The organism is Methanohalophilus sp. (assembly GCF_030156785.1).
In the GTDB taxonomy this organism is placed as follows: Archaea; Halobacteriota; Methanosarcinia; order Methanosarcinales; family Methanosarcinaceae; genus Methanohalophilus.
Genome location: NZ_JASGLW010000001.1, coordinates 41,299 through 52,518, shown reverse-complemented (window position 1 = coordinate 52,518; position 11,220 = coordinate 41,299). Strand labels below are relative to the sequence as shown.

Annotated in this window: 14 protein-coding genes; 2 read left to right on the top strand and 12 right to left on the bottom strand. The window is 42.5% G+C overall.

Going from position 1 to position 11,220, the window contains the following annotated elements:
* Positions 1-3 precede the first annotated feature (3 nt).
* Together PWQ49_RS00295 and PWQ49_RS00290 are read right to left on the bottom strand one after the other, a co-directional pair.
* Positions 4-1,182 (bottom strand): cysteine desulfurase, encoded by a 1,179-nt coding sequence (locus PWQ49_RS00295; RefSeq protein ID WP_300606265.1) that lies wholly within the window; start codon positions 1,180-1,182, stop codon positions 4-6.
* 42 nt (positions 1,183-1,224) lie between these two features.
* Positions 1,225-1,371: a hypothetical protein gene (locus PWQ49_RS00290; protein ID WP_300606262.1), complete on the bottom strand. Its 147-nt coding sequence runs from the start codon at positions 1,369-1,371 to the stop codon at positions 1,225-1,227.
* Positions 1,372-1,549: 178 nt separating this feature from the next.
* On the opposite strand from PWQ49_RS00290, the gene PWQ49_RS00285 reads away from it, so the two are divergent.
* Together PWQ49_RS00285 and PWQ49_RS00280 are read left to right on the top strand one after the other, a co-directional pair.
* Entirely contained in the window at positions 1,550-2,830 is a 1,281-nt protein-coding gene (locus PWQ49_RS00285) for a YcaO-related McrA-glycine thioamidation protein (RefSeq protein ID WP_300606260.1), read from the top strand.
* The gene (locus PWQ49_RS00280) at positions 2,827-3,480 is read left to right on the top strand and encodes a TfuA-related McrA-glycine thioamidation protein (protein ID WP_300606257.1); all 654 of its coding nucleotides are present in this window, start codon (positions 2,827-2,829) and stop codon (positions 3,478-3,480) included. Before PWQ49_RS00285 ends, PWQ49_RS00280 begins: the two co-directional genes overlap by 4 nt.
* Before the next feature lie 2 nt (positions 3,481-3,482).
* Here PWQ49_RS00280 and PWQ49_RS00275 read toward each other — a convergent pair whose 3' ends face one another.
* From PWQ49_RS00275 to mtbA, 10 genes are all read right to left on the bottom strand, one after another.
* Positions 3,483-3,908 (bottom strand): metal-dependent transcriptional regulator, encoded by a 426-nt coding sequence (locus PWQ49_RS00275; protein ID WP_300606254.1) that lies wholly within the window; start codon positions 3,906-3,908, stop codon positions 3,483-3,485.
* Between the two features lie 195 nt (positions 3,909-4,103).
* Positions 4,104-5,351: an MgtC/SapB family protein gene (locus tag PWQ49_RS00270; protein WP_300606252.1), complete on the bottom strand. Its 1,248-nt coding sequence runs from the start codon at positions 5,349-5,351 to the stop codon at positions 4,104-4,106.
* Positions 5,352-5,428: 77 nt separating this feature from the next.
* Positions 5,429-5,713, bottom strand: coding sequence for a ferritin family protein (locus PWQ49_RS00265; protein WP_300606250.1), 285 nt, complete (start codon positions 5,711-5,713; stop codon positions 5,429-5,431).
* 189 nt (positions 5,714-5,902) lie between these two features.
* Entirely contained in the window at positions 5,903-6,562 is a 660-nt protein-coding gene (locus PWQ49_RS00260; protein WP_300606247.1) for an MBL fold metallo-hydrolase, read from the bottom strand.
* On the bottom strand, positions 6,563-7,135 hold the full coding sequence (locus PWQ49_RS00255) for a DUF1847 domain-containing protein (protein WP_300606245.1): 573 nt from the start codon (positions 7,133-7,135) through the stop codon (positions 6,563-6,565).
* Positions 7,132-7,998 carry an ATP-binding protein gene (locus PWQ49_RS00250; RefSeq protein ID WP_300606242.1) on the bottom strand — a complete coding sequence of 289 codons (867 nt, stop codon included), beginning with the start codon at positions 7,996-7,998 and terminating at the stop codon, positions 7,132-7,134. The genes PWQ49_RS00255 and PWQ49_RS00250 overlap by 4 nt, the downstream gene beginning before the upstream one ends.
* Positions 7,995-8,828, bottom strand: a complete 834-nt coding sequence (locus tag PWQ49_RS00245) for an ATP-binding protein (RefSeq protein ID WP_300606240.1) — start codon at positions 8,826-8,828, stop codon at positions 7,995-7,997. Before PWQ49_RS00245 ends, PWQ49_RS00250 begins: the two co-directional genes overlap by 4 nt.
* A 15-nt stretch (positions 8,829-8,843) precedes the next feature.
* A complete protein-coding gene (locus PWQ49_RS00240; RefSeq protein WP_300606237.1) occupies positions 8,844-9,203 on the bottom strand; it encodes a NifB/NifX family molybdenum-iron cluster-binding protein in 360 nt (119 codons plus the stop codon).
* 33 nt (positions 9,204-9,236) lie between these two features.
* The gene (locus PWQ49_RS00235) at positions 9,237-9,617 is read right to left on the bottom strand and encodes a NifB/NifX family molybdenum-iron cluster-binding protein (RefSeq protein ID WP_300606236.1); all 381 of its coding nucleotides are present in this window, start codon (positions 9,615-9,617) and stop codon (positions 9,237-9,239) included.
* A 518-nt stretch (positions 9,618-10,135) separates the two neighbouring features.
* Positions 10,136-11,164: a methylcobamide:CoM methyltransferase MtbA gene (gene mtbA, locus PWQ49_RS00230; protein ID WP_300606233.1), complete on the bottom strand. Its 1,029-nt coding sequence runs from the start codon at positions 11,162-11,164 to the stop codon at positions 10,136-10,138.
* Positions 11,165-11,220: the final 56 nt, after the last annotated feature.

The following is an 11,220-nucleotide window of genomic DNA, read 5'->3' as shown; positions in this document are numbered from 1 at the left end:
AATTCAGACCAGTCGGGTTACTTCCTCCATGGTCTCAATAAAAACATCCACTTCTTCTGATGTATTATAGGGGCCGAATGAAGCCCTTACAGTGCCTTCAAGTCCCATATGCAGGATTCCCGGCATTGCACAATGATATCCGCTACGGACACAGATCCTGCGGGTTTCGTCAAGGATCAGCGCAACATCATGCGGGTGCATTCCGTTAAGGTTGAATGGGACTACCGGTGCACGATCTTCAGGGCCGTAAACATCAATTCCTTCTATGGATGCAAGTCCTTTTGCAGCCTTTTTTGCAAGGTTCTTTTCATGGGCTTCGATGTTTTCAACACCCAATTCCTGCACATATTCCACAGCCCTTCCAAGCCCGATTACCCCGGGTATGTTCGGTGTACCTGCTTCAAAGCGGGATGGAGCATTATCAAGTTCATACCCAGAGGCAGTGACGGAAGTGACAGCCCCTCCTCCAATATTAAGTGGCTTGACGAGGTAAGGATCTTTCATGCAGAGAATGCCGGTTCCCTGTGGACCCAGCAGCGCTTTGTGTCCGGGAGCAGCAAAGAAATCGCACCCGATTTTCTCAAAGTCTACAGGCATGTGACCGGCAGATTGTGCACCATCTATAACCGATAGTATTTCCCTTTCTTTTGCCAGTTTACAGATGGATTTTACGTCCATTACGGAACCAAAAACGTTGGAAACATGTGTTACTGCGATTAATTTTGTTTTATCGGTAATTGCTTCTTCAATTTTTGCTGGGTCAACTGTACCTGTTTCATCAGGTTCAACAATTGTCATTTCAACGCCCTGCTCCCTGAGTCTCATCCATGGCAGCAGGTTTGAATGGTGCTCAACAAGGGTTGTGATAACATGATCGCCCTTTTCCCAAGAAAGCCCCTGAGCTACAATATTGATGCTCTCTGTAGTGTTTCGGGTAAATATAGTATTTTCTACAGGAGCATTCAGGAACCCTGCAACAGTTTCCCTTGCATTCTCGTAATGTTCGGTTGTATAGCGTGCAAGTCTGTGTGCTCCTCTTCCGTGATTGGCAGCATATTTGAAAAAATAGTCTTCCATTACCCTAACTGCCTGTATAGGGGTTTGGGTTGTAGCTCCATTATCAAAATAAATAACATCTTTAAGAACCGGAAAGTCTTCCCTTATGAGATCAATATCATACATGGAAAACAGTACGGTTCAATTAATAAAAAAGGTTTTTGCAGGTTATTTTGCCTGCATTCCCCCTACAATGAACTGATAGAGTTCTTTTTCATCCTCGTTAAGTTCATCTTCTGTTTTTCCGTTTACCACATTGTGGTATGACGGAGTTCTATTGCTACACATCTCATATTTTTTAGATATATTTCTCATTAATTTAGCCTCCTGTCTCTTCAACAGTTAAAAAACAATATAGGGTACATTCAAATCCCCTCAAACCCTATGGATTATGATATGTTGTTGAACACTCCATCATGTGCTTATCTTATTTATAATTTGTGATAGATATATTGTCGTAAAGGTTATAACAGATGCAAGAAACTTTCCTCTCATGTCATCTATCTCTATTGATCATTCACTTTCATATATCAAGGGTACCCAGCGGGTAATGACTGGGGAAGAAACCCTTGAACTCATCCAGTCTGGTTTGGATAGTATTGGTGTTACAAGGGTTGCCAATATTACCGATCTGGATCGTGTAGGTATCCCGGTTTTTTCAACCATAAGACCAAGTGCTGCAGATGGTGCTATTTCGGTTTATTCAGGCAAAGGAGTGAATCTTGAGCAGGCTCGTATTTCAGCTATAATGGAAAGCTACGAACGCTGCCTTGCAGAGCGAGTGGGCATTAATGCAAACATTTCTGAAAATATAGATGCTGAGGAATTCATTGAGGCTACTGAAGTTGCTGCTGAAGAACACGTAATAGTAAAACCAGCCTCCCTTTTATTGCCTGAGCCTCTTGGTGCTGGGTCCCTTATAGAATGGACACAGGGGTTTGATCTGCTTTCAAATGAGGATGTATTTGTTCCTTCCAATGCCGTGTACCACCCATATAATTCCCCGGGTCGTTCAACGCACCTTTTCAGGAGTAATACCAATGGGCTTGCAGCAGGTAACGTTATGGAAGAGGCTCTTTTGCACGGAATGCTTGAAGTAATTGAAAGGGATGCTCTCAGCATAGCTGAGTTTAATCGTAATCCCGGAAAAGAACTTCTTTTATCCGAGGAAGACGGCATAAACTATGAGCTTTTCTCCAAATTTCAGAACGCTGGTGTGGAAGTGAAACTCTGGGTTGTAAATCATGATACTCCGATTACAACTGTAGTTGTGGCAACAGATGACCTTCAGCTTAAGGATCCTGCATTACTCGTAATGGGTGCTGGTGCACATCTTGATCCTGCAATTGCAGTCAGCAGAGCATTATCTGAGGCTGCCCAATCCCGAGTGGTGCAGATTCATGGGGCACGCGAGGACACTGCAAGGGAACAATTTGTCCGGCAGATTGGTTATGATCGTATGAAGAGGATGAATCGCTTCTGGTACGAGGACGGTTCCGAAACAATAACCTTGAACAAATTGAATGATCTGTCCGCTTCCACTCCTGCAAAGAACATTAATACCGTTCTTAATCATCTACGGAAAATCACGGACAGGGTTATTGCAGTGGATTTAAGTAGAAGTAGCATTCCTGTACCCGTTGTCAGGATAATTATTCCCGGTTTTGAGCAGTATACCCTTGACAGAGAACGTTTGGGAAAACGGATACGTCTGGCAGGTAAGAGGAAAGGCTTGTCACAGGATAAGCCATGGAAACGCAGGCCGAGAGTATGAGTAATAAAGCCTTGATTTTTGCTGGAACGAGTATCTCTTTTGAAGAAGCTCGCAGTATTCTGGATGTGGATTACCAGCCTCCTGTGCGCAGAGGAGACTTGGGCAAAATTACTTCCCGATATGATATTATCGGCATTATTGACGGGATTTTTTATGACAGGGCTGCCGTCGGACATCGGGAAATCCTTGAGGTTATGAAAAAGGGAACAACCGTAGTTGGAGGTTGCAGTATGGGGGCATTGCGTGCCTGTGAACTTGACCGTCACGGGATGATAGGGAGTGGAAGTATATATGGCTGGTACCGTGACGGTGTTATTGAGGATGATGACGAAGTGGCAGTGGCTACAAATCCTGATACTTACGAACCTATCTCATTACCTCTTGTGAATATCAGACAGACTTTTCTGGCGGCTATGGATGAGGGCTTGATTGATAATAATGAATACGAATCCCTGATGAAGATTGCAAAAGCGATGCATTATTCCCTGCGAAGCTATCTTGGAATTATTAAACCTGCTGAAAAAGAAGGAAAGCTGACCCCACAGCAGGCTGGAATACTGCTGGATTACTGCAAAAACAATGAAGTTGATGTTAAAAAAGAAGATGCAATTGCAGTTATTCGGAAAGTCGGGGAATTGCTGGGGGAGTGATTTCACTGCCCAAAATCACAATACGCGTGATCAATTTTTCCGCAAACTCCCATTCTGGGATGTCCCATGGAACTACATATCCTGTCAATTGCTTTTTTTGACACATATCCTTCAAAACGGGAAGCTTCCCTGCAGGCATCTTCTGATTCGAGCCCATGTTGCTTTAGCATCAGGCTCAGTATGCGGTGTCTGTGTATGAGGAACGTTGCGTATTCTTTTCCCATTTTTGTAAGTTTAACTCCCCTGTATGGGATATGATCAACATATCCTGAATTCGAAAGTTCGGTTATCGTTTTGGTAATAGTGGAAGGATCTACATTAAAGTGTTCAGAAATTTCATTTGTACGAATCCTTGCATCCTTCTGGTAGAGGTACTTGAGATAATCTATTTTTCTCGGTGAAAGTTCAAGCCCGGTAATTTTTTCCATGGATAAAGGAGAAGCAGGTGGTTATTTAAAGCTTTTTGAGAATTACGGTTCTGTAGATTTCTCATGAGAATTATGAGATTACAAATATAATCACTGAGAACCATGGGATTCACAGAGTATTCATTCTCTGTGTTCTCGAGACCTATACTAATAATGATTTATGTGCAAAGTACAGGCTTTTCTGCAAAAACGATGTTATAACAGCAGATTCCTTGCAAAGACCTCCCAGCCAAAAAGTGTGGTTAATCCAACTGCAGCAAGAATTAGAAGTTTCCACCTGCTCTTTTGTTCAAGTTCCGGGGAACCGCTAATGCGTATAAGCACAATTTTATTCAAAATACTGATAATTCCTGCAATAACCGCAATTTCTGCTGCTGTAATATATGAGAGGTTTCCGTTAACCGCCAAAGCTGCCAGAGACGCTGTCACTGCCGAACTGCTGACAACTCCGCCTATAGCAAGTGCATATATTCCATATGTGCCCAGATATTTGCTGACAAAAATACCTACTAACTGAAGAATGAGAAAAACTGCACCAAATTGAAAGGCAGGTTTCAGTCCAAAAGGCGATTTGAGTTCAAGTGGTTCAGTAACAGTTCCACTTTTTTGTTTCCCGGAAAAATACAATAATCCTACAACAATTCCCATCAGGATGTGTGGCGGCGCCATGAAGTATGCAACCATGCCGCTGGTATCTACTATAAATGCAATAACCAGATTACTTATCAGCATTGAGAGGGTAGCCAGTAATACGCCGATGTAAAATGAGTTTATGAGTCCTGTTTTTTGTTTTGCAATCGCCGCCAGGGCTACCACAGTGGCATCACTACTGACAAATCCTCCAAGGAATCCTGAATAGGCAATTCCTCCCTCATAACCAACATATCTCAGTGCGAGATAGCTGACAAACCCTATAAACATCACAAGTACAACAATAAATATCGTTGCCTTCAGATCTATGATTCCAAATACAGGTTCTGAAGGCGCGAGGGGGTAAAGAATAAACGCAACCGCCAGAAAACGCAGGGCACTGAGTAGTTCATCATCTGTGAGTTTTTGTGCAAAGGAGTGCAGCGGTCTCTTTTCAACAAGGAGGAACGTGATTATTACACTGCTGATTATAGCAAAAAGGAAGTAATTGTTAGCCACAAGGATCCCAAGTAGAAATGTACAGTAGAGGGCTATTGCATTTGTCATCCCAAGCCTTCCACGAAGGGTGTAGGTGCGGTAGATTAGCGCAGCTGCACAGATTACGATAAGAAATGCTGCAATCAGGAGAATCTCGAATCCTATAAAAGTTCCCACAAATGCTGCAAGCATTCCACTGACACAGGTTATAGCAAATGTCCGGACTCCTGCAAAAACTTCATGATCGGCTTTGCGGTGTTCTCTTTCCACACCAACCAGTATTCCTATCATCAATGACAGGATTAGTTTCTGCAAAAAATCTGAAAGTGCCGGATCAATTCCCGGTAGTATGAAGTCCGTTTCCCCACCCCCTTAAGGAAAAGACCTCTGTATCAGCCCAAAATATCTTCTTCAACTTCCTTTTTACCAGCTTCCAGTTCCTTTACCTGCTCTTCATCGTAGCGTAATAGCATTGTCTGGAATTCGCCTACATGGGTCTTTTCTTCTTTTGCAATGTCCAGCAGAATTGCTTTCATCTCATCAGTTGTTGCAAGTTCTGCCATCTGCTCATAAAGATTAATAGCATCAAGCTCTGCAATTATACCTACACGCAAAATCTCCTTATCAATATTTTCTCTACCAATAGTGGCAAGGTCTATAGGAATTCTGGATAACATTAGATACACTCCTCTTTAAAAATATGAATGTGCTAATATATATTTTTGCTGCATTATTTCACTAATTCCTTTACCAACCCATATCAGCATTAAATGAAGTGGTGATCTGTATGATGGCTGCTATTTGGACTGGATTTGAATTGGACTGGCAATGTGTGCTTCTCTGGTATTTAAGATCGGGGAAATGACTCAGAACACAATGGAATATCCTGCATATATGGGAGTATATCTGTTGCCATAGAGGGATTTGAGATCTTCTATTCTTCTGGTACAATGCCCGGCGGCAATATATTTCATATTCTCAAGCAACTGGATTTCATCCAGTGAGTGCAATCCGCCCAGAACCCCGACAATTTTCCCAAAAGAACTGGCAACCTCCAGAATAGGACTAAGTCCGGGATGGGCACAGCCGGTTATAACAAAGATTCCGCTTTTTCCTTTGATGATCAGAGATTGTTCGGGAGTCTTCTCTCCAAGTTCTCCGCTGCTGTAAATCCCCTGGATTATTTCGCATGCATTTGTAACTTCAGCAACTTCGGCATGAATGGATATTTCCTTCTTTAGGTTAGGGGAAAAGGACGAAGGAACATAAACTTTCAGGTTTCCGGCAGCGTGGAGCATGTGGGGAACACCACCAACATGATCCCAGTGCTGATGTGACAATACAAGTATATCAATTGTTTTGGGGTTGATTCCAAGAATTTCAAGATTTTCCAATAATGCCTGACCGTCCCATCCTGTGTCAAAGAGTACTTTATTACTCCCTTGTTCGACCAGACAGGAAAATCCCCATCCATTGTTTAGTTTTCCATTTGTTTTGTTGTCATCCACAACTGTAATTTTGGGCATTTAGTCCGCCAGCCCGAATTTATTCTTTAGATAATAACGTGAATAGATGACCCCAACAGGATTGTGCGCAAGTACCCTATCTTTCACAAGCAGTGTGGTTACCGGAGCAATACTATTTTTGGTAAATATAATATCGTGGCCCATGCAAAGCCCGACAATAATGTTTAGTTCTGTCTGTTTCTCATTAAGGAGTATTGCCTGTGCCTTCGGGTTACATGTTACTTCAAAATTTTCAGGACTTATCTTTTTAAGATTAAACTTTTCTTTCTGAATGCCACATACCTTGCAACAAACAGAAAAGACTTTAAAATCTTTTTTGAGTATTTTTGCAATAATTCCGGCTTCATTGGAGAGGCCAATACAGAATGCAAGCCCAATTCGTTTGTATCCCATCTCCTTTGCAAAGAGGATCAACTCTTCCAAACGAGTTTTTTTCATGTAGTATCGGGCTTCAATTTCTGATGCAGCTTTCATGAGTGCCTGTTCATCCTCTGTATAGGCAAGGGTTTCAGTGATGGTGGTACAGTCTTTTCCTTCTCTGCATTCCTTATGGGTACAAGAAGCGCATTTCATAATTTGAGAACCTCCTTTACTTTACTCCACATTTCCTCTATGTTGGAGGTAAATGTATTTGAAGCATATTCAACAACAGTTTTCCCGACTATCATAGCTTCGGTAGGTATCTTATTAAAAGGCAACTTCCCAACAATCATTGCGTTGTGGGAATTAGACATTGCTTCGATCTCTCTTGCCATTTCTTCGTTAATATCATACTTATTAATACAGACAAGGGCAGGTATGTTGAAATGACTGGTGACTTCCAGTGCTCTCTCAAGATCGTGGATGCCTGAAATAGTAGGTTCTGTAACTATCAATGCAAGATCAACTCCCGTAAGCGTTGCAATTACAGCACACCCAGTTCCGGGGGGTCCGTCAATCAGTATGAGATCCGCCTTATTTTCTTCTGCCATACGAATTGCAATTTCCCGTACTACCGCAATGAGTTTTCCGCTTGCGTCCTCTCCAATTCCAAGTTTTGCATGGGCAAGCAATAATCCCAGACGAGTTATGGATTCATACGCTTCGCCTGCTTTATTCGTTTCCATGGATATGGCATCTGAAGGACATACATATTTACAGACGCCACACCCTTCACATTGGAATGACTCAACGCAGAAATTATCGTTTATGGCATCGAAACGGCAGTGTTTTTTACAAAGACCGCATTCTGTGCACAATTGATTATCTATGGATGCCACAGAAAGCCCATAAAAATCATGTTTTGAGAGGATCTGTGGATTAAGGAGCAGATGCATATTTGCAGCATCCACATCACAATCTGCCACAACGGCATTGTTTGCAAGTACAGCAAATGAGGATGTTACAGTAGTTTTTCCTGTACCCCCTTTGCCGCTGATTATAGCAAGTTGTTTCATTCAATAATCCTCTTTATTTGTTCGTACATTTCCCGGAACTTTTCTTTCCAGCCGGGCAGCTCTTCTGCAAAGGGGATCCCCTTGGAATACATTTCAGCAATCCTGCGATCATAAGGTATCCTGAGAATTATAGGAATATTCTTGCTTTTGCAAAACTCCTCAACTTCAGAATAACCCTCTGCGTCCTGATTAATAATTATGCCTGCAGGAATACTCATTTTCTCGACAACTTCCACGGCAAGTTTAAGATCATGTAGTCCAAATGGTGTTGGTTCGGTTACCAGAATGCAGTAATCCACATCTTTAAGAGTGGTGATCATGGGGCAGGCAGTTCCCGGGGGTGCATCAAGGATAATAGTTTTATTTTCATCGGCATAGCACTTGAGTCTTTGAATAAGGGGAGATGCCATTGCATCTCCAATGCAAAGAATTCCGTGATAAAAATCAAGTCCATTACCGGATGATTTTTCAATGTATCCAATATTACGGCCAGTTTCAGTTATCGCTTTTTCCGGACATACTAACTTGCATCCACCACAGCCGTGACAGAGGGATTCAAATACCATCACTTTATTTGGAAGGGCTGCAAGTGCATTGTACTGACAGAAAGCAACACAATCACCGCAGCAGTTACATAAATCATCATCAATTTGTGGTACTAAAATACTTACATCTTCCACCCTGTCAACTGATTTTTGCAGGAAAAGGTTGGCGTTTGGTTCCTCAACATCACAGTCCAAAAGCTGAATATCCTGCAAGGACAATGCAAGATTTACAGCTACTGTGGTTTTTCCGGTGCCACCTTTCCCGCTGGCTACAGCAATTTTCATGTTAGTTTTTCCGTGTCAGTGATCATGTCCGATGCAGGCATTGTTCATGCTGGCCAATTCGAGTTTTCCGTTCCTCCAGGCATTGAAAGCTTCAGCAACAGTTCCTTCTGCTCCTACAAATACTTCGATTCCGTAACTCTCAAAAAGCTGAACTGCTCTTCTTCCAAGCCCTCCGCAGAGCATAACATCCACTCCTACTTTTGAAAGTTGGTCTGGAGGTACGCCTACACCACCCATATGTTCACTGGTGTTAGGGATCACTTCCACTTCTTCGGTTTCGCTGTCTATTATGGTGTAATTTGGAACTTTCCCGAAATGCTGGCCTACCATTGAGTCCAGCCCCCCAGTTCCCATTGAAGGTACACATACTCTCATATTAATATCTCCTTTATTTGATGTTTTTATCGATTATTCCTGCCTCATTCCGGTATGAGATGATGAATTTGGTCTGGAAAGCTTTTCAAGTCCCTCTGCCCCCTCAGACAGATACTTTTTTACAGCTTCAGCCACTGTGTTTCCATGCATTTCAAAAAGCTCAACTCCTGCTGCTGAGATTACCTGATGCGCATTTGGTCCAATGTTATTGACAAGCAAAACATTTACGTCATGGTTTATGATTTCCTGTGCAGCCTGTATTCCGGCTCCACCGGTTGCTGAACTAGCCGGATTCCGGAAAGCAGTTGTATCCATATTTTCAGAATCTACAATCACAAAGTAGCTACATCGGCCAAAGCGATCATCAATATTTGAGTTTATATCTTCTCCTGATGATGGTACGCATATTTTCATATAGATTGCCTCATTGTCCCATATGTGTAAATGTATATAAAAGTATCCCACAACTCTATTATATTTGTACTCTTATGTGCTAAAAACCATTGACTTATATTATGGTAGAAAATTGTTTTATTTAGACAGAAGAATACCCATCCCACATTATGTTGACTCTTGCGGAAGCTATTGTTGTCGGTCTTGTGCAAGGAATAGCAAAATGACTTCACGTCAATAGAGAGCCTCTGCTGCGTGGTCATTCTATATCTCGACAATTGAGCTGAGTTTTTACTAATGAGCACCCCAGCAGTAATGATTGTGATGGCAGGACTTACGGTAACCGGGAGCGTCGAAGTTGATCAGGGTGCTCTTGTGGCACTGCTGTGCTTTTGTATCTGGATATATTACAAATAAGTCTCCTAAAACTTTGCAGCAAAAGTAGATTTCTCTATGATCTGTATTGTTTTAGGTCTCCTCAGCATTCTAGCTGCCGGGATATGAAGAAAGAAAATAAAAAAAGAAAGAAAAGAAGGACCTTAGTAGGTCCAGTTCTTTGCACATTCAATCATTGCCTGAAGGTTGACTGTTGGGGTCTGGCTCACAATACCACAGCCAGGTGCGAGCAGTCCAACGCCAGCTTCCAGAGCTTTTTGTGATTCTTCCTTGATTGCTGCAACGTTCTCTTCACCGGAGTTCCAGAGCACGCTGACAGGGTCAAGGTTACCAACGATAAGTGCTTTGTCAACGTTTGCGACTGCTGTTGCTACATCAACATTCTGATCAATACTGATTGCGTCGACACCACAGGTTTCCATGATAGAAAGACCAGGGGTTGTGTCACCACAAATGTGAAGTACGGATGGGACACCTTTCTCGTGAAGTGCATCAACAAGCTTGGTGTGGTAAGGTATGACAAACTTCTTGTAGAACTCTGCACCGATAAGTGAGTAGCTTGCAGTTGGATCAATGATTGAGAAGGTGTCAGCACCATTCTCGACCTGTGCAAGTGCATATTTAATACCGAATTCGGTTGTGAAGTCCATGACAGCCTTACCGAACTCCTCATCGGTCATGATGCTCATAAACCAAGAATCTCCGGTGAGATGCTGTGCAAGGGAGAAAGGACCGATCATGCTACCGATGATTGGGAGTTCATCGCCATATTTGTCAGCGAGAATATTAATTGCTTTTAGCACTTGTCCTATCCTTTTGGTTGTGATGTCATAGTCCTTGTGATCTTCAAGGTCATCCACTGAATTAATTACGTGACTGATAACGGATGGCTGTTGTACCTTCGTACTTGGTTTGATACCACAACCAAAGAATTCTGCTTCAGCAGTGATGTCAAAAGGTACACGAACTGCTTCAAAACCGACAATTGTGTGGGCTGCTTCTGCAAGAGTTGCCATCTTTTCCGCATTTTCGTGTGCTTCTGGCCATTCTGCCCCACAGGCGTCCATTTGCTCGACTGTGCCTGTCTGTGTAACACAGATTGCAGGCATCCTGTCAACTTCCTTGTGTGCAAGTACGCGTGCTAATCTCTCTTTTGGTGTATATTCATCCATAACCTTAAACTCCTCTAAGTAAGTTCAATTTAAAAGGTAATGTGGCTATGCATTTA